Below are 24,606 nucleotides of genomic sequence, written 5' to 3'. Positions count from 1 at the left end.
ATATGTTAAAATTTATTCAATTTTAAAGAAGTGTTAAAGGGGTACATTCATGACAGAAAAAGAAGAAAAAATCATTAAAGCAGGCCTGCACCTGTTCGCGAAAAACGGGTTTGCTTCCACAACGATTCAGGACATCGCCAATGAATGCAATATCTCAAAAGGAGCTTTCTACCTCCATTTCAAGTCGAAAGAAGCGCTTTTGCTTGCAATCATTAAGTATTATATCGATCGAACGATGGAAAATATGAAGATCATTCAGCAAAAGAATTTTCCTCCGAAGGAAACGTTCAAGGAGCAGATTGCTTATCAATTCAGTGAGAGCAAGGAGCACCGCGACTTTATTCTCGTGATGATCAGCGAACACAGCATCCCGGAAAACAGCAAGATCGAAGAATATTTTAAAAATGTCAGCCAAAAATTCCACGAGACGTATAAAAACGCGCTGTCAGCAGCCTACGGGGACATTGTGAAGCCCTATCTGTCAGACTTGTCCGTGATCGTTCAAGGCATCGTGCAGTCTTATCAAAATTTGTTTATCTTTAATGAACTGGATATCGATTTTTACGAACTTGCGGATTTTATTATGAGAAGAATCGATGACATGATTGATGGCATGGTTCAAAACGGGGAGCAGCCGATCCTGGCCGGACGGACGTACAGCTATTACCGGAACGCCGGCAATACGGCCGATAAACATACGATTTTGCGGGAGCTTGAAGATGCCAAACGTCAGCCGGCGCTGCCGGAAGACATTCTCATTACACTGGATGTGATCGAGGAAGAGCTGAGAAAAGATTCGCCCCGCGTCCCCGTGCTCCAGGGCATGCTGACAAATTTGGAGCATCAGGACAATGTCCAGCATCTATATGGAATGATCACCCGTTTCCTTCATTCATAAAACAGCCTGATGGCTGTTTTTTTATTTCCTTACAATACGACGATCTGACCATGAATATTTTGGAAACAGCATGTATAATAAGATCGCTTAAGACAATCTAGATTTTTAGGGGGTTTTACCTTAGTGAAAAAAAGCATCGTTTGCTCCATCTTCGCGCTGCTCCTTGCTTTTGCCGTTTCGCAACCGAGCTACGCACACACCGTTTCTCCGGTAAACCCGAATGCCCAGCCGACGACGAAAGCGGTGATGAACTGGCTTGCCCACCTGCCCAATCGGACGGAAAATCGGGTAATGTCCGGGGCATTCGGAGGATACAGCCTTGACACATTCTCGCTGGCTGAAGCCGACCGGATCAAACAGGCAACAGGACAGCTGCCAGCCATATACGGCTGCGATTATGCAAGAGGATGGCTGGAGCCGGAGGAGATCGCCGATACGATTGACTACAGCTGCAACAGCGATTTGATCGCATACTGGAAAAGCGGAGGCATACCGCAAATCAGCCTGCACCTCGCAAACCCCGCGTTTACTTCGGGTCATTATAAAACTCAGATTTCGAACAGCCAGTATGAGAGAATTTTAGATTCTTCCACACCCGAAGGAAAACGGCTTGAGGCGATGCTGAGCAAAATCGCCGATGGCCTTCAGGAGCTTGAAAATGAAGGTGTGCCCGTTCTGTTCAGACCCCTTCACGAAATGAACGGCGAATGGTTCTGGTGGGGACTGACGCAATATAATCAAAAAGACAGCGCGAGAATCTCCTTATACAAACGGCTCTATGTGAAAATCTATGACTATATGACAAAGACAAGAGGCTTGGATCATCTGTTGTGGGTGTATGCGCCTGATGCCAACAGAGACTATAAAACAGACTTTTATCCGGGCGCATCATATGTTGACATCGTCGGGCTTGACGCTTATTTTGATGACCCGCACGCCATTGATGGCTACGATCAGCTCACATCTCTGAACAAGCCGTTTGCCTTTACAGAGGTCGGGCCACAGACGACAAACGGCGGGCTGGATTACGCGCGGTTTATCCATGCAATCAAAGAGAAATACCCGAATACGACGTACTTCCTGGCGTGGAACGATGGGTGGAGCCCTGCTGTGAATAAGGGAGCGGGCGCCCTCTATCTTCATCCATGGACGCTGAATAAGGGAGACATCTGGGACGGCGGTTCTTTGACGCCTGTCGTGGAATAACGAAAAAACCTTGGAGAATTATTCTCCAAGGTTTTTTAAGCAGCTTGTTCTGTCCTTTTGAGGCTGGTCCTGTTATTTAATATCCATGGCTTTCATAACTCTCATTTCTCTTTCCTGCTTTTTTTTCAAAGCTTCTCTGCCTTTAATCCATTCCCCCAGCAATAAAGCCAGTCCGCCAATAAGAGGAAGATAAAATGATGCGAAAGATTTTCCTTCATGAATGGATAATGCAACGAGAAAAATGATATAAGCTGTTGGCAGTATAGCTCCCCAAAAAGTACGATTTCTGGTCGATAAAAAATATTGAATTCCCAGTATTGCAAATCCGATCAGTAGTATATATATAGTATTCATTTATGAACACCCCGCTCTTTTTTATATTTCTCAATGATTAACTTTGCATTTTCCAGACTTATCTGATCATCGATAGCTAACTGTTTAATAAAATGAACAAAAGTCTCATTTTCCAATTCATCAATGAGTTGAATTTTTTGTATTAATCGATCCAACCTAACCCTAACTGTTGGATAAGATACTTGATAACTCTTTGCAATTTCTTTTAACGAACCAGATTTCAGCATAAAATTTTTAATAAATTCTACATCCTCTTCTTCTAAAGCCAATATCCACTCGGGTACATCTTTTCTTTCCATAGACAGCCCCTCTTATCAATAAATTTAAAAACAAAACTTAAATTAATGATAATATATCTCTAAATAAAGTTCAAATAAATTTTAATTTTATTTATTTACATCTTTACACAAATAAAAAAAGGTCCCCAATATGAGGACCTCCATTTAAGTAGCATAAGTCTGTTTTTTTATCGTTTATTAATCTCTTCAAGAAGAAGCTTGTTGACCATCGGCGGGTTCGCTTGTCCTTTTGAGGCTTTCATGATTTGGCCGACAAGGAAGCCGATCGCACGGTCTTTTCCGTTTTTGAAGTCTTCGATCGATTGCGGATTGTTGTCGAGCGCTTCTGTGACAAGCTTTCTGAGCGTCGCTTCGTCAGAAATTTGCACAAGGCCTTTTTCTTTGACGATTTTTTCTGCGTCTCCGCCTTTTTCGATCAATTCTTTGAAGACCTTTTTCGCGATTTTCGATGAAATCGTGCCTTTTTCGATCAGCTTGACCAATCCTGCAAGGCCTTCAGGCGTGAGCGCAACATCCGCAAGCTCTTGTTGCTGAGCGTTCAAGTAAGCCGACACTTCACCCATCAGCCAGTTCGACGCCAGCTTCGCGTCTGCGCCTTTTTCGACGGCTGCTTCGAAGAAGTCGGACATTTCTTTTGTCAAAGTGAGCACTTTCGCGTCATAGGCAGGCAGGCCAAGCTCTTCGATGTAGCGCTTGCGGCGCTCGTCCGGAAGCTCAGGAATGCTGTCTTTCACGCGCTGTTTCCACTCATCGTCAATGTAAAGCTCGACAAGATCAGGCTCAGGGAAGTAGCGGTAGTCGTCAGATCCTTCTTTGACCCTCATCAAAATCGTCGTTTTGGACGCTTCATCATAGCGGCGCGTCTCCTGCTGAATGACACCGCCTGACAAAAGAACTTGCGCCTGGCGTTTTTCTTCGTGCTCAAGGCCTTTTTGAACAAAGGCAAATGAGTTCAGGTTTTTCAGCTCTGTCTTTGTGCCGAACTCCTCTTGTCCGATCGGACGGAGGGAGATGTTGGCGTCGCAGCGGAGCGAGCCCTCTTCCATCTTACAATCGGAAACGCCTGTATACTGAATGATTGATTTCAGTTTTTCAAGGTAGGCGTAAGCTTCTTCAGGCGTTCTGATATCGGGCTCGGAGACGATTTCAACGAGCGGTGTTCCCTGGCGGTTATAGTCGACAAGGGAGTAGCCGTCGCCTGTATGCGTCAGTTTTCCCGCATCCTCTTCCAAATGAAGGCGGGTGATGCCGATGCGCTTCGTTTTTCCGCCGACTTCGATTTCGATCCAGCCGTTTTCGCCGATCGGTTTATCAAATTGAGAAATTTGATAAGCTTTCGGGTTGTCGGGGTAGAAATAGTTTTTCCGGTCGAATTTCGTTTCTGTCGCAATTTCGCAGTTGAGCGCCATCGCGGCTTTCATCGCGAAATTAACGGCTTCTTTGTTCAACACAGGCAGTACACCCGGATAGCCTAAGTCGATAACGCTTGTCTGCGTGTTGGCCGCCGCGCCGAATGGCGTTGGAGAACTGGAGAAAATTTTCGATTTTGTTTTGAGCTCCACGTGGACTTCAAGTCCGATTACCGTTTCAAAGTTCATGTTTTTTCACCCCTTACAGTTCAGGTTTTGCTTTATGGTGGTCTGTCGCCTGTTCGAATGCATGGGCGACGCGGTATACTGTGCTTTCGTCAAAGTGTTTGCCGATGATTTGCAGGCCGAGCGGCAAGCCGTTCGCCAAGCCGCACGGTACGCTGATTCCCGGTACGCCCGCAAGGTTGACAGGAATCGTCAGAATGTCATTGGCGTACATGGTCAGCGGATCGCTCGTTTTTTCGCCGATTTTAAATGCCGGCGTCGGCGTTGTCGGTCCGATGATAACGTCATAGTTTGCAAATACGTCTTCAAAGTCCTTTTTGATCAGCGTTCTGACTTTTTGCGCTTTTTTATAGTACGCATCATAGTAGCCTGAGCTGAGCGCGAACGTGCCGAGCATGATGCGGCGTTTCACTTCGTTTCCGAATCCTTCGGAACGCGTTTGTTTGTACAGGTCGATCAGGTTGTCGGCATTGTCCGTGCGGTAGCCGTAGCGGATGCCGTCGAAGCGCGCCAGGTTTGCCGATGCTTCAGATGAAGAAAGCAGGTAGTAAGTCGCCAGCGCGTATTTGCTGTGCGGAAGCGATACTTCTTCCCATGTCGCGCCAAGGCTTTCGAGCACTTTCAGCGCTTCAAGCACGGAATTTCTCGCTTCTTCTCCCACTCCTTCGCCGAGGTATTCTTTCGGCACGGCGATTTTAAGTCCTTTAATGTCGCCTGTTAACGCTGACAGATAGTCGGGCACGTCCACATTGGCGCTCGTCGAATCCATTTTGTCGACGCCTGAAATCGCCTGAAGAAGGTAGGCGTTGTCTTCGACAGATCTTGTGATCGGGCCGATTTGATCCAATGAAGAAGCAAATGCGACAAGACCGTATCTTGAAACGCGTCCATATGTAGGCTTTAAGCCGACGACGCCGCAGAAAGATGCCGGCTGGCGAATCGATCCGCCCGTGTCAGATCCAAGTGAAAACGGCACTTCCCCGGCCGCAACCGCAGCCGCAGAGCCTCCGCTTGATCCACCCGGAACAGTTTCGAGATTCCACGGGTTTTTTGTCTTTTTAAAGCCTGAGTTTTCTGTTGAAGAGCCCATCGCGAATTCATCCATGTTCAGCTTTCCGATGGTGACCGCTTCAGCTTCGTGAAGACGCTCAACAACGGTTGCATCATAGATCGGGTCAAAGTTCTCGAGAATTTTGCTTGCGCACGTTGTCCGCAGATCCTTTGTTACGATATTGTCCTTAATACCGATCGGCATCCCGAAAAGAAGGCCGTGCTCATCACGGGTATCAAGCGCTTCGTCCAATTCTTTGGCGTATGCGCGGGCTTTTTCTTCATCAAGCTGCAAAAAGGCTTGTACCTTTCCGTCAACTTCGTGAATCCGTTTGTAAGATTCATCGACTAAATCTGATATGCTGATCTCTTTATTATGTATGAGACGTTTTAATTCAGATATTTTATGGTCAAACAGTGACATGTTTTCTCGCTCCCTCCTTTATTCAGTCCAAGATTGACGGCACGCGGATGTAGCCGTCTTTATGATCAGGCGCGTTTTTGACAACGTCCTCAACCGGAAGTCCTTTATCAGGGACATCTTCCCTCATGATATTCTTCATTTGCAATACGTGCGTTGTTGGTTTAACATTCTCTGTATCGACTTCGTTCAGCTCTTCTGCAAATGAAATAATGCTGTCAAGCTGTTCGGTAAACATCGCCGCTTCCTCGTCCGTAATCGCCAGTCTGGCAAGATGGGCGACATGCTTTACTTCTTCTATAGAAATACGCGACATACTAAAAACACCTCCAAGGTTATTCTCGCTTAGTCATAATACTGATCATATCAAATTTTAGCCTTCTAAATCAACAAAACCACGATCTTCGCCCCATTAGGCGGCTTTTATTTTATCGCACATGAAAAATTCAGTAAAATAGCACGTACTAATATTCAGAATATTTTTACTTTATATAATATTTGTAAGCGTTTTCATTATGATGCTTATCAGAACCATCACGCTCTTTTTCAATAAAATCGGATGTTTTTCACGGTTGATTGATGGGGAATAGTTTGATAGGTTAGGTAACTAAGTACGATCTAACCGGCAGCGCCTTAATTCCAATACTTGATTTTTTAAAGAGGGGGCCCTGCAATTTTCTTCGTACCGCAAGTCAGTATTGTCGAAAATTTTAAAGAGGTGATGCCACATTATTTTTAAAGAGGAGAGATATGAAACGTGAGTGTTGAAATATTTATTTCGTTAGGGATTTATTTTGCCGCGATGCTCTTAATCGGCTGGTATTCCTACAGAAAGACATCCAATTTGAATGACTACATGCTCGGCGGCAGAGGTCTTGGGCCTGCTGTTACGGCTTTATCGGCCGGCGCGTCGGACATGAGCGGATGGATGCTGATGGGACTGCCCGGAGCCATGTATGTGACAGGACTTTCGAGCGCCTGGCTTGCCGTCGGTTTAACAATCGGAGCTTATGTGAACTACTTGGTTGTCGCTCCCCGGCTGCGCACATATACAGAAGTAGCAAACGATGCGATTACAATTCCGGATTTTTTCGAAAATCGGTTTAATGATACGACGAGAATCTTGCGCCTGGCATCAGCCATCGTCATTATGGTGTTTTTCACACTGTACACGTCGGCGGGTATGGTGTCCGGAGGAAGACTGTTTGAAACGGCGTTCGGGCTCGATTATAAAATGGGTCTTTTCTTAACAGCAGCAGTCGTGATTGCTTATACGCTGTTCGGAGGGTTTTTGGCCGTCAGTCTGACTGACTTTGTGCAAGGTTTGATTATGTTTATCGCTTTAGTGCTCGTGCCGATCGTTGCCTTTACTCAATTAGGCGGAATTACGCCGACTTTCAATGTGATCGAAGAAATCAATCCAAGCTTGCTCGATTTCTTCAAAGGAACGACCGTCATTAGCATTATTTCATTTCTCGCCTGGGGACTGGGCTATTTCGGTCAGCCGCATATTATCGTCCGCTTTATGGCGATTTCATCCGTAAAAGAGCTGAAGCCTGCGCGCCGCATCGCAATGGGCTGGATGATCATCTCCGTAATCGGCGCACTGCTTGTCGGACTGATCGGTGTGGCGTATGTCCATGAAACAGGTACAGCGCTTAAAGATCCGGAAACGATTTTTATCGTGTTCTCAAAGGTATTATTCCATCCGCTGATTACCGGATTTTTGCTTTCCGCTTTGCTCGCGGCGATTATGAGTACGGTGTCTTCCCAGCTGCTTGTCACATCAAGCGCCATGACGGAAGATTTTTACCGGACGTTTTTCCGGCGCAAAGCTTCGGATAAGGAACTCGTTCTTGTCGGACGTCTGAGCGTTCTGCTTGTCGCCGTCATCGCGATCCTTCTGTCTCTGACACCGAACAACACGATCCTTGATTTGGTCGGCTATGCGTGGGCCGGGTTTGGTTCCGCATTCGGACCCGCCATACTTCTCAGCTTGTACTGGAAGCGGATGAACCAGTGGGGCGCATTGGCCGGTATGATCACAGGAGCCGTGACCGTGCTGATTTGCATTCTGACCGGTCTGCAGGAGAAGACGGGAATCTATGAAATGATCCCTGGTTTCTTCCTGAGCTTGATTGTCGTTTACGCTGTCAGCATGATCACGAACAAGCCGGCAAAAGAAGCAAGAGATATGTTTGAAGAAATGGAACAGACGCATGAGGAAGAACATTCTTAAATGATCAGGCAATGAAAGCCGCCGGGCGATATCCGGCGGCTTTTTTGCTCAGACGGAATTCTTTTGATGCCACACCGGCAATATAATGGTAGGAGTATTGGGCTTTCTTGCTGATGAATGGTTCCGCGACATCCCCTTCAAAAACAGTTGTCGATCCATAGCGTCTGTGAGAAAATCATATCAATCATATAAGATATTGTCGGAAAGGAGATCATGGGCATGGATTGGCATATTGAAACAGAAACACTGTTGAAGCTTGGCATCGCAACATTAATCGGAATGGTCATCGGTCTCGAAAGGGAGCTGAAAAACAAGCCGCTCGGCTTAAAAACGTGCATCGTGATTGCGATCAGTTCCTGTGTTCTGACAATGATCAGCATTGATGCGGCATACCATTTTCCAAAGTCGAACAGAATTATGATGGACCCTTTGCGGCTTCCCGCACAAATCATATCGGGGATCGGCTTCATCGGAGCGGGCGTGATCTTACGCAAAAGCAACGACGTCATTTCCGGCCTGACCACTTCAGCGATGATCTGGGGAGCAGCCGGCCTCGGCGTCGCCATCGGAGCGGGCTTTTATAAAGAAGCATTTGTCAGTCTCATTTTCATTTTAATCAGCGTCGAGTTTTTGCCGTGGATCGTCGGCAAAATCGGCCCGAACCGCTTGCAGGAAAAAGAAATCCGCGTCCGCATGTCTCTGAATGACAAGGATAAACTGACGGATATCCTCAAGGAAATGAAAGCGAAAAAAATCCGGATTCATTCCGTCCGGATCGATGATATGCGCGATAATGAATTTCCGGTCATGGAAACGAAAATCATGGTTCATAAGAAACGGTATGTCACCGATGTCTATTACGATATCAAAGCGATCGACGGCGTCGTCGGCGTAAAATGCGATACGCTTTAAAAAAAGCAGCCCTTTGGCTGCTTTTTTTGTGGATCATAAATATGGACAGTCGGTTCTATAGGATGGAGCTTTCTCTCGCCTAGAGGATTTATTCAATTTCCTCTATTCTCCCCTTTTCAACTGTTCGAATAAATAATATGAGGACAAGCGTATATGTAATTCCTTATCAGCAGGGTGGAAATTTGCTATATTCAGTCGTTTTTTACTGATTGATCGCTAGGAGATCTCTTGAAATTTTTTTAATGTCATCAGCCGATGTCTGTTATTGAATTTTATTTAAGGCCGCATCATCTGCCATCACAATCACATCATTATGTTTCCTTAAAATTGAAGCAGGGAACTCTTGGGAGACACGGGTGCTGTTTAGCAGCCGTGCCAATGCTTCAGATTTTTCATTTCCAGACACGAGCAGAAGGATCCGCTTACTTTCCATTATTGTTTCAATTCCCATGGTCAATGCCTTTGTCGGTACTTCGTCCAAGGAACGAAAGAACCGAGAATTTGCCTGCCGGGTTGATTTATCCAAATCAACGATATGGGTTCTGCTTTTAAAGCTTGTCCCCGGTTCATTAAAACCGATATGACCATTCAATCCCATCCCCAATATTTGTATGTCAATTGCTTTTTCGGAAACAAGTCTATCGTAACTGATGCATTCTTGTTCCAAATCTTCCGCCATCCCATTTGGGATATTGATATTCCTTTGCCTAATATCCAGATGTTTGAATAATATTTCATTCATATAATAATGGTAGCTGTTTTTATTTTCTTTAGCCAGTCCAACGTACTCGTCTAAATTAAAAGCAGTAACATTCTTAAATGATATTTCCTTTTGCCGATACTTTTTGATCAGGCATTTATACAAACCTAGCGGTGTCGAACCTGTTGCAAAACCGATAACAGGATTTTTTGAATTGTTAATGAGCTCAGTCATTAAATCAGCTGATTTTTCACTCATTTCTTCATAACCTGATACATGAATAATTTTCACGTCGTTCTCCTTTCCGCAAAATAACATGTCCAAGACGGACTACTGTATTAAACTGCACTTCAAAAAGACAAGGCATCTTCGCTACACCTCAGTAAGACAATCCATTATTCAAGAACTCCGATATTCCGCTGATAACGATCATTTACTCGATTACATTTCCTTTAGAATCAAATACACCGATAAGTTCAGGATCTTCAGAAACGTTTTTTAAGATTGCAATATGCGCATTCGTGACAAAGACTTGTGTACGAAAAGCAAATATTGCCGTATCGCCGACTTTTGCTTCAACTGTGTTTAATGCGCCATAATAATCAATATGATCAGGTGTCATTTCAATAGCTTGAACCTTCTTAAGATGATTTTTGTTTGTTCCAACCAGCGCCGCTTTCATATGTGAACGCGGATAGAATCCACCGCCGAAAACATAAGCATGATGATTAGATATGTGGGATACTTCAGTTACATATACCATTGCAGGTCTTTCTGCGAGTTTTTTCGTTGCATGAATGGGCGTCGTTCCAATTAAAGCATGACCGGGTTCGCCTTGAGTTGCACCATTTTCCTTCAACAATTTGATTGTTCCACAAGATGTTGCACTTGGCATATTCATCTCAAGCCTTTTATACCCTCTTTCCATTAAAAAAGATTTTACGGTTTGCATGGATGTTACATTCGGAGTAACTGTTGGAAGGCCGTCTTTAATCAATATACAAGGAAAGCTTGTTAAACCTGCAATTTCAATTCCTTCTAACTGTTCAATCGATTCGATATCCTTAACGATTTGTTCAAAAGTGAACCCTCCCTCTTGACCTTTATATATATAATCCTCTTTGTTTGCGATACGTAAAAACACTTTTTGTTTTCTTCCCATTTCCTTAGCTGCTCTACTAATGTTTCGAGCATTTGCAAGACTGAAAACCGTAACATAGTCAGGATGAAGCTTTAATATAGCCGGAATCATATGAATAGGTATTTGAACAAGATGTCCGACATGCCCAATCTTGATTCCATTTTGGCTGAGTGTGATTGCCTCCCACGGGTCTACAGCAACCGCTTTGTCAATTCCGCTTTCGGCGATAGCTTGTGCTACCAACGGATTACGGCCAAATTGCTTTGTCATAAAAAATAGTTCAATATCCTGTTTTCTGGCTTTTCCGCTTAAAACTTTTGTATTTTTCTTGACAGTGTCCAAATCTAATACATAAGTATTAGGTGAAATGATTCCCCGCTGATGAAAATCCAATGCAGCTTCTATTAATTTTTTATTATATTTTAATGTAGATTCCAAAAACATCAGTCTGTCTCCTCTTTTCCTTTTTGCATTAAATGAAGGAATGAACTGCCGTTTTCAGTATTGCGAAGCCCTAGATAATCAGCAGAAGTTGCAGCAATGTCGGATAGCGTTTTTCTTTCCCCGATATTTACGGGGGATAACTTTTTGTGATAAGCCAGCAAATACGTTTTTTCCCGTGTGTGTTGGTTATGGCCGATCGTAGGGTCATTCCCGTGATCTGCACTAATCATCAGCAGATCCTGATCTGTCATTTTACGGAGAATTTCCGGCAAATATTGATCTACCATTTCAATCCGATTCGCATAACGCACAGGATTCTGTGCATGTCCGGCTAAATCGGTTTCTTGTACTGTGGCAGCAATCACGCCTTTTTTGACACGGTCCATCTCCTGTATAATATCCTTCATAACTTGTTCCGTATCTACACCCGGAAACCTATTTGCACCTTTACAATAAATGATGTCCTGCATTTTTCCGATAAGAGAAACTTCCATTCCCCCATTTTTCGCCAATGTTGGCAACTGCTTCTCGGGAGAGATACCAAAACCTAAGTGACGGACTTGATACCCCTGCTTGTATACATTAGATTTAGGCGAATTCACTCCTACTAATCCGTCTTCTCTTCTTTCAACTGACCTCTGCAAGTGTTCGGGTGTTACATTTTCTCCTCCAAGAACAATCACACGATTTACTTTAACATGATGACGGACGCATCTTCCTATTTTCAACACTTCATCAAACGGAATATAATCCAGCGGAGCGCTTACATTATAAATTTGCCCGTAATCTGTTTCGATATTATCGGCCACGACTACTAAATCGTTTACTAATAGATACGGCAAATCTGAATTTGGTATGTTAACTTTATAACCCTGATCTTCCAAAGCGAGTTTAACATGATTGATATGTTCTGCAAAAGGAGCTAAATATGTCTTTTTTGGCTTTGTCCCCATGATTTCATTATGCCCTTCAAAACTGTCTGCTCCTTGATGCATCAGGTTCAAAACACCATAGCTGGCAATATGGTCTACATTTTTCAATTTAGGATGGTGCAAGATTTTGTTTATACCCAATTTTTCGAGATTTGGAATGTTTAAAGAAGGCACCGTATCAAGTATGTGATAGAAAGTATTAGCGCCAACGTCTAAAGGGTGATAATCGCTTGCATCTTCCATATAACCGACACCTAAGCTGTCTAATATTATGATAATGACTCTTTTATTCATTTATATCATCCCCTATTGAAGGATTTACACTAAGATTTTCTGTTGCTCGGTGAACGGATATGTTTAGAATTCTTAAAATGGTCTCAGGACCGCTTCTTAATGGATTAATGCGGATCATTTTTTTGGCCAGTGATGGATCTGCAGATAAAAAAGTGCCAGACACTCTATAAAACATTGGTGCAAATTCGTATTTTGATTCAGCACCTACCGGATGGGGTGCCGCTCCCAATTCATTAGCATGATGGAGCACTTTTTCGGCAATTGGTTTAACAAACTCTACAAGTAAGACTTTTGATTGTGCATTTGCCAAATAAGCCTTTTTAACACCTTTAATGGCTCCATTATTAAGCGAGTGAACTAACTGATCATTGACACTTGCTTGAATTGCCAGCATAACTGGCGCATATACCAGGCCCCTTAAAGCTTCTAAAGCTTCATAACCTTGAACTTGGCTTCCGCCTGAATAGTTTAAATTTTCTACTCTTTGTATTAAATCATTTTTGCCTAAAATGACTCCAATACCTTCCGGACCTAGTAGCTTGAACAATGAAAAGGTGGACAAATCGGCTTTGACTTGCGCTCCAACCTTTTCCGTTTTCATCGCAGCATAGTTGTCATCCGTAATAATGACTAGACTAGAATGAATGGAACGAATTTTTTTTATCGTTTCAGCCAAATCGTAATGGTCATCTATTTTTTGCCTCGTATGCTGAATCAATACACCTTTTAACTTCGGGTGTTTGAGGATGGCTTTTTTTATTTGTTCAGAATCGTGAAAATCCGCGTATATTGGCAAGACCCCCATCGACTCTAACGTTGTTTTACTTGTTGGATATATAGGTGCATCATGGACAAGGATCTCGTCACCTGGCTTTAAAAAACTCATAAAACCAAATCTCAATGCCCCTGTTCCTGCACCACGAACTAACATTGCTTTCTCTGTGCCAAAGAAATCGGCTAGTGTCTCTTCTATTTTTTTTGTGAACCGCGGTTTATTCATTCCTTTTACAACGCCTAAATCGCCAAGTGAAAGCAATTCTTCTCCTCGAAAATGTCTTGTGATGACATCCACCAACTTAAATTGTCTATGCATGGCTTCTTCAATAGATAGACTATATAGAGGATAAGTTTCCATGCTCATTCACTCTCCCCTTTCATAAAAGCGCGAGGATTTTTAATCAACATCTTATCAATTGATTCACCAGTTATTCCATAGATTTGCAAGAGAGGGATAAACGTGTCTATCAAATATGAATAGCCCACCCCGCCTTTATATACCAAATGTGATTTTCTGGTGATGTCCATAGACAGCAGAACCTTGTCTATATACCCTTTAGCCTGTATCTTTTTCAACATTTCTGCCCGAACACGATCAGGCATATAATTTTCTTTACCTATTGTATCGAATTCTACATACACACCTTCTCTCAGCATTTTCAATATATAATCGGCATCTCCTGATAAATCAACATGCCCTATCACCACTCGGTTTAAATCAACTTCATGTTTTTTGAAAAATTCTACTTGTTCATGCCCTAATGTTCCTATGGAAGTATGGGTTGATATTGGTTTTTTTGTTTTCTTATGCGCCACAACAACCGCTTCAAATACTTTTTGTTCGGTTTCCGTCCATTTATTGTAACTTGTTCCAATTTCACCGATCAGCTCGGCTTTAGCATCTGTTCCTCTAATTCCTTCAACAATCTCCATTACCATTCTTTCTGCCAACTTTTCTTTTGGTTCGCGAAACACATGGATCGGGTAAAAAGTATCTTGGTAGAAACCAGTTGAAAAGACAATATTAATGCCTGTTTCTTCTGCTACTTTTTGAACGTATGTAATATTTCTCCCCATTCCAATATTCGTGACATCCACAATATTGCGTACGCCCTTTTCGTATAAACTTTTAAATTCTCTAACGGTTTCAGAAAATACATCCAACTTACAATCCTCATTGTTTTTTACTTCGGAAAGGTCTATCGTTGTATGTTCATGCATATAGGTCATTCCGTCTTTCAACATTCGGAAACTTCCCCTCTTTCGATGATTTAGCCAACCTGCCATAAACCGACTGCATAGAGAAGATTGGCAACAATCCCCAACAATATAACTGCAATAGGGCCGACAGCCAATTCAACAAGTGGTTTTGATGCAATTCGGTTTATTAAATAAAATCCAATCACCCAGAAGAAGCCAATACCGGGAGCAATTTTTTCCCCTGCCATCGCACTGCCAATTAATATAGCCATTCCTAGAACATCTGACAGCGAAGTGCGAATATGCTCCCCCATCTCCCTTACACCAGGCAGTTTGTCCATACTTTTTGATACTGCGGATAATGATACGACCTCTAAATACATGACTAAAAAGCCCAACAGAAATGCTAAAATCGGTATATCCCTGAAAATAAGACCGATTGCAAATACCAAAGTGGTACCAGCTAAACCATAAACTCCTGTTACGATCGCAGTTGAAAAAACTAAAGGGATGAAGCCAATTCCACGTGCAAATGTAGCGATTGCCGCCTCTGTGTAAAGCTCTTTATTAATCAATGCTTGAGGCATTGCATCCACTGCTAAAATCAGCATGGATGATGTTAAAGAAACAAGTCCTCCCATAAGAGCTAATAACCAGCGGTTTTTTTTAATTCGATTTACACGCTCATTAAATATATTCACTAAATTTGCATTAGTAGATTCATCTCCGCCTCTAATTCTCGCTGCATAATAAATCATCATTAACATTCCTGCTAATAAAGCCATTCCTTCAGGACTGAGCGAAATTTTATATCCTGCCGCTTGAAATGTTCCAAACTTCTCGAATAAGAGATAAGAAGCCAAAGTGACGATTGCAGTGACGGCGGCTTTTTTTAAACCGTGCTGATATCCAACCGCTACAGCTGGAAATACTGTAAATGCAATAATAATAGGCTGACCAATAAGACTTAAAGAATCTATAAAATTTACGGGAAACATGCCAAATAAATCTACTACAAATTGCAGTCCTAAAACGATTCCAATACTATAAACGGCTCCAATAACCCCTGCAGTTACCATGCCTATTTTGTTTTCCGGAGTCCAAATGCCAATAATGTCACACGCCAATAAAATGCTGTGTCCAATAATGATTGTTGCTCCTATTGAAAGCGGAATACCAAACCCTATGATTAAGCCAAAACTTAATGCAAAACTTGTTGCAGCAAGCTCCCCTCTTGTCATTCTCCCCTCAAGGTATTCAGGCATAATCGGTCGCAAACCATCATTAAACACTGCTACTCCGCGATTTACTAGTATAGAACCTAATGCACCAACAGCCGCTATGACAAGACATTGAATTAAAGAAAGGTCCATTCATTATTCACCTCTATGATTTTTCTCATCTTCTGTACATCATGTCATCCGTGCTTCTTAAATCATCCAGGAAAGCGCTTTCTTTAACTGAAAAAAATGTATACAGTTGAAGCCGGTGTAACAAAATATAAAGAAAAAAGTTCATTTATTTTAATAAATAAGGAATTAAAATGTTTAATATATTTTGTGAAGACGAAGCTGTAAAACCAAAGGCAATTTTGCCGCTTTCTACTTCCTTCTCGATCTCTTCCTTGTTTTTTATGGTACTTGGCGAAGCCAAGGTGACGCATTTATCTTTGCCTAATAATGCAATTGCCATTGCAAGCGCACCACCGGATCCTGTTTCACAGGCGCCAATATAATAATCTACCTTATTGTTTTTCACAGCCATAACAGCGTCTAAATCACCTTTAACCAAAACTTCTACATTGCTTCCCCCAATTTCTTTAACAAGTTTTTCAATCGCTTGTTTTTTCAACTGTCCGCCTATTACGATTCTCACCATAATAAAACCCTCCTATTCATTAGATTCTATGACTTTATGAAGATGAAGATAAAAATAGACACGCTCACCTTCTGGAAGTTCTAAACCTGCCAGTGAATGTATAAAATCTATCACTTCTTCTATAGCATTTTTATATGGTGTTTCGTACACTTCATTGATGATGGCAATTGCAGGACTTTCTTCGCTTTCTCCCCTCTCAATTCTAGTTAAAGCCATCGCCATGTGCGTCCAAAACATTTCAGAGTCTTTGATCACCTCCTTTTTCAGCTTTTTTGATAAGAAAACAAATGTGTTCAAAGTTGTGTTGAAAGCATTTTTTGTAATCACTCGACTCGTTAGTAAAATAGACAACTTTTCTTCCAGCTGTATTTGGTTCACGACAGTCCCTCCAATATACTGTATTTAGTATTTTAAATTTCAAATGCTGACCCATCGCCTCATGTATTGAATGACAAGTCGGATGGGCCGGCATTTTAGTAGCGCGGTATTTTCTCTCCTTTTTCTACACTTTTTTGAGTGTCTAATATTTGTTTCTCATTAACCAAATGCCACTTTTCTGCTATTTCTTTTTCTCTGTCTCCTTCAATAACAATAACGGCTTCAGTTGTATCCTTGGAAATTTTCTTGGCTTTCGGTGAAAAAAAATCGATTGCTTTAAACGTTTGAATCATTCTTTTGTCATCGGCATTCCAAACTGCTGCATCAATTTGTTTTGCAAGAAGCATATCGAAAAGCTGCATATAATTCACATTGACAAACTCAGCATTTTCATTTTCAAATTCAGCCAATGTTAATTGTTTCTGATCCAGGGACTCCAAATCAACACCTACTCTTACAACATCCTTACCTATTTCCTCATTTGGATGAGCTAAGAAGATTTTATGGGAAGATACATAACTGCTTTCCCCGAATTTCTTAAAAATTTTCAAATTTGGATATTCTGCTATGATATGATCTGCCGTCATCTTAGAAACAATTGCAAAATCACTTCTTTTTGTTCGGACTGCTTCGATTCGATTCACTCCGCCACGCATATAGATCAAGTTAACTGTTTTTCCGGTTGATTCAAACCCTTCCACAATCCCTGTTGCCAGCCCTTCATATTTCCTTGAATACGGAAGTGGCATTGAGCCGATTAATGGTGCAATACCTGCAATCTCAAGTAATAAATTGTTATCCTTACTTACCAAAAACGTTCCTAAATGGCCTCTAGCCTCCAAATAAATCGCTTTCATATCAACCAATAAATTCAGCGCACTTTGGACAGTCCCCCTGCCGATGGATAACTTATGACAGTAGTCTGAGATGCGGGGAATTTTTTCACCTGCTTTGATATTCATCAATTCTTTAGCAATATTTTTAGCAGCCAAACCATTTTTAGAGTAAAATTTTTCCCACATAATTCATCTTCCTCAAAACAATATACTATATTCTGTATAATCAATTATAAGAGTTGTATCCTAATTTTGCAATAGTATTTTATTCAGAATACTATAAAAAAATATTTTGTTGGCGCACCGTGAATGAATGATAGGTCTCCTTATTCCTGTTTCCGCGTGACAAAAAGAAGCAGCCTAGAAGGCTGCTTCTTTTTTATGAATCATAAATATGGACGGTCGGTTCCTTGTCTCCCGGCTTTTTCAGGATAACGGCTTCCTGCCCGGCTGACGAATTAATGTTGATCTCAACGTTCAGTCCGCTTTTGCCGTAGTAATCCATCACTTCACCGGTCAAGAACTGGGTAAAGGCGATGACTTCGCTTTTGCCGTAAAACTGCATCGGGATGTTGATTTTCATGTCCTGCATTTGGTCGTCTTTATAGAGAGCCGTGCCGACAACCCCTGTGTAGTTTGGAAAATACGTGTCGACTTTGTTTTTAAAGCGTTTGAAGAGCTCCGCGTCATCCGGATGTTTCTCTGAACCTTCTGTTGAAGGGAAGAACGTGTACTCTTCATTGATTTTATCCCAGCCGCCGAGCTCGCTTGTCCCTGATTTCACATCGGTTTTGGCGATAAAGTTTCCAGGGACGATCGATGACTTAGGCGCCTGCTTGTAGAGCATGATGGTCAGCGGAATGTTTTTCAAATCATCCATGTTTCTGATCCGTTTCGCCACTTCCTCGGCGATTTTTTCGCCTTCCTGCCTCAGCTTTTTGTCGCTGATGGTCACTTCTTTTTGCGGGTCGCCGACATTTTCGCGGTAGTAGTAGACAGAGTTCAGCGCAAGGCCGATCACGACGCCGCCGAGCTCAATCGTATCCTTGTCTTTGCGGACGAGGTAGTCATGCTCAAGCATATGGGCGAGGTATACCGGGCTTTCTTCGTTTTGCTTCTCTGTTGACCCGCTCCCGGAAAGGGCGGGGTTCAGTCCGAGGTTTTTGAAGTTTTTATCGTCTTTCTCCGCTTTTTTCAGGTCGTCTCCCGTTTTTTTGCGGGCGAGCCAGCTCGTAACTGTATCCTCATCCAGATATTGTCCTTCTTGAAAAAGGTAATCGTCAGTAGAAAATGAATCTTGCGCAAGGCGCATCATGCCTGTCTCAAATTCATCGATATCCAGCCGCGTATTCAGGCGTTCGGTCGTCAAGCCGCGGGCTTTCCCCGCCTTGAAAGGAAGAACCATTTTATAATAAGAATCGGAGATGTTGTATTTCGGAATGATGGCTTTTTCTTTCGACTTATCCGTTTTCTGCACCATCTCCTGCTCTTCTTCTCCCCCAAAATTCGGCGCACAGGCCGAGAGCATGAGCATACCCGCAGCAGCCGCCAAACATAATATCTTTTTCAATAGAAAACACTCCTCTTATTTCTTTAGCTCACTGATCAGTCTTGCTTCATCCCATACTTCGATGTTCAGCTCTTCAGCTTTCGCCAGTTTGCTGCCTGCCGCTTCGCCGGCAATGACGAGATCGGTTTTTTTGCTTACACTGCCTGTGATTTTTCCGCCGAGCGCTTCGATTTCCGCTTTCGCGTCGTTCCGCGACATTTCGTTGAGCTTCCCGGTCAGGACGATCGTTTTCCCCGCAAAATACGAATCGCTCGCTTCAGCGGCCGCTTTTTTCGGGCCCTTATACTCGGTGTTCACCCCGAGTTCTTCAAGCTCGTCCAACAGCTTTAAAATCTCTTCTTTTTCAAAATAAGTGACGAGGGCGTCCGCCATCTTCTCGCCGATTTCATCGACTTCGACCAATTCTTCTTTTGTCGCTTTTTTGAGCCTGTCAAGCGTTTCAAAATGCATCGCCAGTGTCTTGGCCGCTTTGGCGCCGATGAAGCGGATGCCGAGTCCGAAGAGAAGCCGTTCCAATGAATTCTCCTTCGATTTTTCAATCGACTTCAATAAGTTGTCGGTCGATTTTTCCCCCATCCGCTCGAGATTGATCAGCTGCTCGCGCGTCAGCTTATACAGATCGGCGACATTGTGGACGAGGTCTTCGCGGAACAGCTGGGTGATGACGCGCTCGCCAAGACCGTCTATATTCATCGCGTTCCGGGAAACGAAATGGATCAGGCCTTCCCTGATCTGAGCCGGGCACTCCGGATTGATGCAGCGAAGCGCGACTTCTCCTTCAATTCTGACAAGCTCGCTTCCGCATTCCGGGCATTCCTTCGGCATGTTGAATTCTTTCTCTTCTCCCGTCCTCTGTTCGACGAGCACGTTGACAACCTCGGGAATGATGTCTCCTGCTTTTTTAATGACGACTTTGTCCAGCAGTCTGATATCCTTCTCTTTAATCAAATCTTCGTTGTGGAGAGAAGCTCTTTGGACGGTCGTTCCCGCCACTTTTACAGGTTCGAGAATCGCAGTCGGGGTTACTGCACCCGTCCGGCCGACGCTTAATTCAATGTCCAAAAGCGTTGTGACAACCTCTTCGGCAGGAAACTTGTAGGCGATTGCCCAGCGCGGGCTTTTTGCCGTAAAGCCGAGTTCTTCCTGCTGATCAAGGGAGTTGACTTTAATGACAATCCCGTCGATTTCATACGGGAGGTCGGCGCGTTTTGTCTTGAGCTCTTCGACGATCTCAATGACTTCTTCGATCGTGCTGCATTTTTTTCTTTCATGATTGGTTTTAAAGCCGAGTTCGTCGAGGAAATCAAGTCCCTGGCTTTGCGTTTCAACGCCCATTTCGTCAAGCTCCGCTATACTGTAGACGAAGATGTCGAGATTTCGTTTCGCGGCGATTTTCGGATCGAGCTGCCTTAATGAGCCGGCAGCAGCGTTCCGCGGGTTGGCGAACGGCTCTTCATCCCGTTCGAGCCGCGCTTTGTTCAGCAATTCAAAGGAGCGCTTCGGCATAAAAGCCTCGCCGCGCACTTCAATTGAAAGATCGCGCTTCATTCGGAGGGGAATGTTTCTGATGGTCTTCAAATTTTCTGTAATATCCTCGCCCGTTGTTCCGTCGCCTCTTGTCGCACCTCTGACAAATACGCCGTTTTCATAGCGCAGTGAAACAGCAAGACCGTCTATTTTAAATTCGACGTTGTACTCAACATCTCCGACCGCCTGGCGGACGCGGCGGTCAAAGTCGCGCAGATCTTCTTCATTAAACGCGTTGCCGAGGCTCAGCATCGGCGTTTTATGCTGCACTTTTTGAAAGGCGTCCAAAACGGCTCCGCCGACGCGCTGAGAAGGAGAGTCCGGCGTTTTCAGGTCGGGGTGCTCTTCTTCAAGAGCAATAAGTTCCTTCATCAGCTTGTCATATTCGGAATCAGGCACGCTTGGGTCGTCAAGGGTGTGATATTCGTAGTTGTATTTGTTAATCAATGCATGCAGTTGTTCCACACGGCGTTTAGCTGCTTCTTTTTCCATTGGTTTCGTCCTTTCATTTCAGGTCTTTTGCCATTTATTGCTTTTCAATAGGCGCAAAGGCCGCGAGAAGACGCTTCACTCCGGTCGGGCTCGGGAAGGCGATGTCAAGCTCAGTCGATTCGCCGGATCCTTTGACGCTGACAACGGTTCCGACGCCCCACTTTTTATGGGAGGCTTTGTCGCCGACTGCCCAATTGACACCGTCGCCGCCGGTTTTGCTGTACGATGCAGCCGGCCGGGTAACCGGGCCTCTCCGCTCCGGCTTTCTTCCAAACGGCGTTTTCAGATCTTTTTTCTTCTCGTTTAGATTGTCCAATAATTCTTCCGGTATTTCCGCAATGAACCTTGATTCCGGGTTCATATTCGTTCTCCCGAACAATGTCCGCATCCGCGCGTTAGTTAAATAAAGCTCTTCCTCAGCCCTCGTGATGCCGACGTATGCGAGTCTCCGCTCCTCTTCCATCTCCGCTTCCTCCATTAGGGAGCGGCTGTGCGGGAATACCCCTTCTTCAAGCCCCATCAGGAACACGATCGGGAATTCCAGTCCTTTTGCGGCATGAAGCGTCATCAAGATGACCGCGTCTTGATTTCCGGTCTCTTCTTCCTTCTGATCAAGCTGATCGATATCGGCGATAAGGGCCAAATCCGTCAAAAAGGCGACGAGCGATTTATCTTCGCTTTGCTGTTCAAAGTTTTTCGTTACGGAGAGAAACTCGTCGATATTTTCAAGACGGCTCTGCGCTTCCAGGGATTTTTCCGCTTTTAGCATTTCGCGGTATTCGGTTTTTTCAAGAATTTCTTCCGTAAGCTCTGTGACAGATAAGTATTCCTGCATGTTCGTCAGGTTTTCGATCGTCTGTCTGAACTCGTCAAGCGCGTTCGCCGCTCTTGCGCTGAGGCCGATAAAGTCAACCTGTCCGAGCGCTTCAAATAAAGACATTCCGTTCATATCGGCATAAGCCGCAATTTTATCGACTGAAGTCGCACCGACGCCGCGCTTCGGCACGTTTACGATCCGCGCAAAGCTGATATCGTCGTCAGGATTTGCGACGAGGCGCAAATACGCAAGGATGTCTTTGATCTCTTTCCTGTCATAGAACTTCGTGCCGCCGACAATGTTGTAGTTGATGTTCGCTTTCATCAGCGTTTCCTCGATGACACGCGATTGAGCGTTCGTCCGGTACAAAATCGCGATATCAGAGAAAGATCGTTTTCCCGAGCCGACGAGCTCCCTGATTTTGCCCGCGACAAATTGGCCTTCGCCAAATTCGTTGTCGCCTCTGAAGTAGGAGATTTTCGCTCCTTCGTCATTTTCGGTCCAGAGGTTTTTCGGCTTTCTGTTGGAGTTGTTCTGAATCACTTCATTGGCCGCATTCAATATCCGCTTTGTCGACCTGTAGTTTTGTTCGAGTAGAATGACGCTTGCATTCGGATAGTCTTTTTCAAACGACAGAATGTTGGCAATGTCCGCGCCGCGCCATCTGTAGATCGACTGGTCGGAGTCCCCGACGACGCAGATGTTTTCGAAGCGCTGCGCCATTTTTTTGACGAGCAAATACTGCGCCCTGTTCGTATCCTGATACTCATCGACATGAATGTATTGGAATTTCCGCTGGTAGTATTCGAGCACTTCCGGCACCCGGTCAAACAGGATGATCGTCGTCATGATCAGATCGTCAAAATCGAGCGACTGGTTTTTCCGCAGTTTTTTCTGATAATCTTTGTAGACATCGCTGACGACTTGTTCAAAAAAACCGCCGGCTGTTTTCTCGTACTCTTCCGGGTCGATCAATTCGTTTTTCGCACTGCTGATCGATCCGAGTATGCTTCTGGGATCGAATTTTTTCGGATCGATGTTTCTTTCCTTTAAGATTCCTTTAATGACGGAAAGCTGATCTGACGTATCAAGAATCGAGAAATTCCGGTTGATGCCGATTCTGTCGATGTCTCTCCGCAAAATTCTCACACACATGCTGTGGAACGTCGAAATCCAGATGTCGTCCGCTCCCGGTCCGAGAATGCGTTCCACACGTTCTTTCATTTCTCTGGCCGCTTTGTTCGTAAATGTAATTGCCAAAATGTTCCACGGGGCAACGCGCTTCTCCGCCATTAAATACGCAATGCGGTGCGTCAATACCCGCGTCTTTCCGCTTCCTGCTCCGGCCATGATCAAAAGCGGACCGTCCGTCGTTTTGACCGCTTCCTGCTGCATCTTGTTTAATCCGCTTAATAATTGGTCGCTAATGTAATTCAATTCCGTTCACCGCCTATTCAAACATATGTTCTATTATAAACCAATCCGGTTCGTTGTGCTCATCCTTTTACGGCCTTTACCGTTTGCAGCGCATCTTCGAAATTCTCATAAATCGCGTTTCCGACGACGATCACATCGGCGTGCTCAGCCATTTTTACCGCCGTCTCCGCATCTTTGATGCCGCCGCCGTAAAACAGCGTCGTTTCCTGAAGCACCGCTTTTGTTTCCTTAACGGTCTCCGAATCCCCCAGCATGCCGCTGTATTCAAGATAAAAGACCGGAAGGCGGAAAAGATGTTCTGCCACGCGGGCGTATGCTTTAATATCCTCAATGTCAAGCTCGGTATCTGCGTTTGTTAAAGCGGCAGCCTTGCAGTCCTGATTCAAAATACAGTACCCTTCAACAACAATCTCATCAGGTGACATCAGCTCGCCGTATTCTTTCATCGCCTTTTTATGTAAGCCGGCAATCCAGTCGGTATCTCTGCTGTTGAGCACAGTCGGAATAAAATAGAGATCAAATCCCGGGACGATCGCGTCAATCGTCGACACTTCCAGGACGCACGGCACTAAAAAGCGGCGCACTTTTGCCATCAGCCGAAGGACATCATCTTCTGTGACATGATCGCTTCCGCCGATCAAAACCGCGTCTGTTCCAGATTCGCACAGCTGTTCAAGCTGATCATCCGTAATATCTTTATTCGGATCGAGTTTAAAGACATGCTTCCACTCGGTAATATCGTACATGAAAAAAGCTCCTCCATTCGTTCTTACCATTTAAATATTATAACAAATTCAGCCCCTTTCGAAAAACGGATAACGAATAAACGATAAACGTGCAGAAAGCACAAAAAAACCGCCGGTGCTCAGTGCCCTGAGCCAGGCGGTTTCATGACATCATGAAGATGATTCAGATTGATTTGCTTTGACGCGGTCCAGCGCCATGATATAAGCGTCATTTCCGTAGTTCAGGCAGCGTTTCACCCTGGAAATGGTCGCGGTGCTCGCTCCGGTTTCCGTCTCAATTTTGTGATACGTGTTACCGTCGCGCAGCATTCTGGCTACTTCGAGCCGCTGAGCCAATGACTGAATTTCATTTATTGTGCATAAATCATCGAAAAAACGATAGCATTCTTCGAGATCTTTTAGTGATAGTATGGATTGAAAAAGCTGGTCCAGCTCTCTCCCGCGCAATTTATCGATCTGCATC

Annotated in this window: 23 protein-coding genes; 4 read left to right on the top strand and 19 right to left on the bottom strand. The window is 44.1% G+C overall.

The window, feature by feature from the left end; translation table 11 throughout:
* Positions 1-49: 49 nt before the first annotated feature.
* On the top strand, positions 50-898 hold the full coding sequence (locus tag CP943_RS04130; RefSeq protein ID WP_035337025.1) for a TetR/AcrR family transcriptional regulator: 849 nt from the start codon (positions 50-52) through the stop codon (positions 896-898).
* 123 nt (positions 899-1,021) lie between these two features.
* Entirely contained in the window at positions 1,022-2,104 is a 1,083-nt protein-coding gene (locus CP943_RS04125; protein ID WP_105980778.1) for a glycoside hydrolase family 26 protein, read from the top strand.
* A 72-nt stretch (positions 2,105-2,176) separates the two neighbouring features.
* Here the strand turns inward: CP943_RS04125 and CP943_RS04120 are convergent, their stop codons facing one another.
* The 5 genes from CP943_RS04120 to gatC all read right to left on the bottom strand — a co-directional run bounded on the left by CP943_RS04120 (position 2,177) and on the right by gatC (position 6,139).
* A complete protein-coding gene (locus tag CP943_RS04120) occupies positions 2,177-2,458 on the bottom strand; it encodes a hypothetical protein (RefSeq protein WP_020450469.1) in 282 nt (93 codons plus the stop codon).
* Positions 2,455-2,757, bottom strand: coding sequence for a DUF2089 family protein (locus tag CP943_RS04115; RefSeq protein WP_025810340.1), 303 nt, complete (start codon positions 2,755-2,757; stop codon positions 2,455-2,457). The genes CP943_RS04120 and CP943_RS04115 overlap by 4 nt, the downstream gene beginning before the upstream one ends.
* 167 nt (positions 2,758-2,924) lie before the next feature.
* Positions 2,925-4,355 (bottom strand): Asp-tRNA(Asn)/Glu-tRNA(Gln) amidotransferase subunit GatB, encoded by a 1,431-nt coding sequence (gene gatB / locus CP943_RS04110; protein WP_020450467.1) that lies wholly within the window; start codon positions 4,353-4,355, stop codon positions 2,925-2,927.
* Between the two features lie 13 nt (positions 4,356-4,368).
* Positions 4,369-5,826 (bottom strand): Asp-tRNA(Asn)/Glu-tRNA(Gln) amidotransferase subunit GatA, encoded by a 1,458-nt coding sequence (gene gatA, locus CP943_RS04105; protein ID WP_023855604.1) that lies wholly within the window; start codon positions 5,824-5,826, stop codon positions 4,369-4,371.
* 22 nt (positions 5,827-5,848) lie between these two features.
* On the bottom strand, positions 5,849-6,139 hold the full coding sequence (gene gatC / locus CP943_RS04100; protein WP_003179590.1) for an Asp-tRNA(Asn)/Glu-tRNA(Gln) amidotransferase subunit GatC: 291 nt from the start codon (positions 6,137-6,139) through the stop codon (positions 5,849-5,851).
* A 441-nt stretch (positions 6,140-6,580) separates the two neighbouring features.
* Between gatC and putP the strand changes: the two genes are divergently transcribed.
* Entirely contained in the window at positions 6,581-8,062 is a 1,482-nt protein-coding gene (putP, locus tag CP943_RS04095) for a sodium/proline symporter PutP (RefSeq protein WP_020450465.1), read from the top strand.
* 219 nt (positions 8,063-8,281) lie between these two features.
* On the top strand, positions 8,282-8,974 hold the full coding sequence (locus CP943_RS04090; RefSeq protein WP_020450464.1) for an MgtC/SapB family protein: 693 nt from the start codon (positions 8,282-8,284) through the stop codon (positions 8,972-8,974).
* A 262-nt stretch (positions 8,975-9,236) separates the two neighbouring features.
* Here CP943_RS04090 and nagB read toward each other — a convergent pair whose 3' ends face one another.
* The 14 genes from nagB to CP943_RS04020 form a co-directional block, all read right to left on the bottom strand.
* Positions 9,237-9,965 carry a glucosamine-6-phosphate deaminase gene (gene nagB, locus CP943_RS04085; RefSeq protein ID WP_020450463.1) on the bottom strand — a complete coding sequence of 243 codons (729 nt, stop codon included), beginning with the start codon at positions 9,963-9,965 and terminating at the stop codon, positions 9,237-9,239.
* Positions 9,966-10,107: 142 nt separating this feature from the next.
* Positions 10,108-11,259 carry a YhfX family PLP-dependent enzyme gene (locus tag CP943_RS04080; protein ID WP_105980777.1) on the bottom strand — a complete coding sequence of 384 codons (1,152 nt, stop codon included), beginning with the start codon at positions 11,257-11,259 and terminating at the stop codon, positions 10,108-10,110.
* The gene (locus CP943_RS04075) at positions 11,259-12,485 is read right to left on the bottom strand and encodes a phosphopentomutase (protein WP_075213008.1); all 1,227 of its coding nucleotides are present in this window, start codon (positions 12,483-12,485) and stop codon (positions 11,259-11,261) included. Before CP943_RS04075 ends, CP943_RS04080 begins: the two co-directional genes overlap by 1 nt.
* Entirely contained in the window at positions 12,478-13,626 is a 1,149-nt protein-coding gene (locus tag CP943_RS04070) for an aminotransferase class V-fold PLP-dependent enzyme (protein WP_105980776.1), read from the bottom strand. Before CP943_RS04070 ends, CP943_RS04075 begins: the two co-directional genes overlap by 8 nt.
* Positions 13,623-14,507 carry a phosphotriesterase family protein gene (locus CP943_RS04065; protein ID WP_105980775.1) on the bottom strand — a complete coding sequence of 295 codons (885 nt, stop codon included), beginning with the start codon at positions 14,505-14,507 and terminating at the stop codon, positions 13,623-13,625. The genes CP943_RS04070 and CP943_RS04065 overlap by 4 nt, the downstream gene beginning before the upstream one ends.
* 26 nt (positions 14,508-14,533) lie before the next feature.
* Positions 14,534-15,835 (bottom strand): YhfT family protein, encoded by a 1,302-nt coding sequence (locus tag CP943_RS04060; protein WP_025810329.1) that lies wholly within the window; start codon positions 15,833-15,835, stop codon positions 14,534-14,536.
* 145 nt (positions 15,836-15,980) lie between these two features.
* On the bottom strand, positions 15,981-16,340 hold the full coding sequence (locus tag CP943_RS04055) for a DUF2620 domain-containing protein (RefSeq protein ID WP_020450457.1): 360 nt from the start codon (positions 16,338-16,340) through the stop codon (positions 15,981-15,983).
* Between the two features lie 12 nt (positions 16,341-16,352).
* Positions 16,353-16,718, bottom strand: coding sequence for a PRD domain-containing protein (locus CP943_RS04050; RefSeq protein WP_020450456.1), 366 nt, complete (start codon positions 16,716-16,718; stop codon positions 16,353-16,355).
* 95 nt (positions 16,719-16,813) lie between these two features.
* Complete coding sequence (gene yhfZ / locus CP943_RS04045; protein WP_105980774.1) at positions 16,814-17,740, bottom strand: GntR family transcriptional regulator YhfZ; 927 nt, start codon at positions 17,738-17,740, stop codon at positions 16,814-16,816.
* A gap of 193 nt (positions 17,741-17,933) precedes the next feature.
* Positions 17,934-19,124, bottom strand: a complete 1,191-nt coding sequence (locus CP943_RS04040) for a CamS family sex pheromone protein (protein WP_023855598.1) — start codon at positions 19,122-19,124, stop codon at positions 17,934-17,936.
* A gap of 15 nt (positions 19,125-19,139) precedes the next feature.
* A complete protein-coding gene (gene ligA / locus CP943_RS04035) occupies positions 19,140-21,143 on the bottom strand; it encodes an NAD-dependent DNA ligase LigA (protein ID WP_020450453.1) in 2,004 nt (667 codons plus the stop codon).
* A gap of 34 nt (positions 21,144-21,177) precedes the next feature.
* Positions 21,178-23,397, bottom strand: a complete 2,220-nt coding sequence (gene pcrA / locus CP943_RS04030) for a DNA helicase PcrA (RefSeq protein WP_020450452.1) — start codon at positions 23,395-23,397, stop codon at positions 21,178-21,180.
* 59 nt (positions 23,398-23,456) lie between these two features.
* A complete protein-coding gene (gene pcrB, locus CP943_RS04025) occupies positions 23,457-24,143 on the bottom strand; it encodes a heptaprenylglyceryl phosphate synthase (RefSeq protein ID WP_105980773.1) in 687 nt (228 codons plus the stop codon).
* A gap of 150 nt (positions 24,144-24,293) precedes the next feature.
* Positions 24,294-24,605: a YerC/YecD family TrpR-related protein gene (locus CP943_RS04020; RefSeq protein ID WP_003179568.1), complete on the bottom strand. Its 312-nt coding sequence runs from the start codon at positions 24,603-24,605 to the stop codon at positions 24,294-24,296.
* Between the last annotated feature and the right edge of the window lies 1 nt (position 24,606).

The organism is Bacillus paralicheniformis (assembly GCF_002993925.1).
Lineage (GTDB): Bacteria > Bacillota > Bacilli > Bacillales > Bacillaceae > Bacillus > Bacillus paralicheniformis.
The sequence above is the reverse complement of the archived record's forward strand: the minus strand, read 5'-3'. Positions and strand labels throughout refer to the sequence as shown.

Excerpts from the sequence above, each read along its gene's own strand:
- CP943_RS04020 (WP_003179568.1), bottom strand. The coding sequence starts at position 24,605 with ATGCAGATCGATAAATTGCGCGGGAGAGAGCTGGACCAGCTTTTTCAA.
- CP943_RS04130 (WP_035337025.1), top strand. The coding sequence starts at position 50 with ATGACAGAAAAAGAAGAAAAAATCATTAAAGCAGGCCTGCACCTGTTC.
- CP943_RS04115 (WP_025810340.1), bottom strand. The coding sequence starts at position 2,757 with ATGGAAAGAAAAGATGTACCCGAGTGGATATTGGCTTTAGAAGAAGAG.
- CP943_RS04070 (WP_105980776.1), bottom strand. The coding sequence starts at position 13,626 with ATGAGCATGGAAACTTATCCTCTATATAGTCTATCTATTGAAGAAGCC.
- CP943_RS04090 (WP_020450464.1), top strand. The coding sequence starts at position 8,282 with ATGGATTGGCATATTGAAACAGAAACACTGTTGAAGCTTGGCATCGCA.
- CP943_RS04060 (WP_025810329.1), bottom strand. The coding sequence starts at position 15,835 with ATGGACCTTTCTTTAATTCAATGTCTTGTCATAGCGGCTGTTGGTGCA.
- yhfZ (WP_105980774.1), bottom strand. The coding sequence starts at position 17,740 with ATGTGGGAAAAATTTTACTCTAAAAATGGTTTGGCTGCTAAAAATATT.
- CP943_RS04055 (WP_020450457.1), bottom strand. The coding sequence starts at position 16,340 with ATGGTGAGAATCGTAATAGGCGGACAGTTGAAAAAACAAGCGATTGAA.
- CP943_RS04080 (WP_105980777.1), bottom strand. The coding sequence starts at position 11,259 with ATGTTTTTGGAATCTACATTAAAATATAATAAAAAATTAATAGAAGCT.
- CP943_RS04120 (WP_020450469.1), bottom strand. The coding sequence starts at position 2,458 with ATGAATACTATATATATACTACTGATCGGATTTGCAATACTGGGAATT.
- gatA (WP_023855604.1), bottom strand. The coding sequence starts at position 5,826 with ATGTCACTGTTTGACCATAAAATATCTGAATTAAAACGTCTCATACAT.
- gatB (WP_020450467.1), bottom strand. The coding sequence starts at position 4,355 with ATGAACTTTGAAACGGTAATCGGACTTGAAGTCCACGTGGAGCTCAAA.
- CP943_RS04065 (WP_105980775.1), bottom strand. The coding sequence starts at position 14,507 with ATGTTGAAAGACGGAATGACCTATATGCATGAACATACAACGATAGAC.
- ligA (WP_020450453.1), bottom strand. The coding sequence starts at position 21,143 with ATGGAAAAAGAAGCAGCTAAACGCCGTGTGGAACAACTGCATGCATTG.
- gatC (WP_003179590.1), bottom strand. The coding sequence starts at position 6,139 with ATGTCGCGTATTTCTATAGAAGAAGTAAAGCATGTCGCCCATCTTGCC.
- CP943_RS04075 (WP_075213008.1), bottom strand. The coding sequence starts at position 12,485 with ATGAATAAAAGAGTCATTATCATAATATTAGACAGCTTAGGTGTCGGT.
- pcrB (WP_105980773.1), bottom strand. The coding sequence starts at position 24,143 with ATGTACGATATTACCGAGTGGAAGCATGTCTTTAAACTCGATCCGAAT.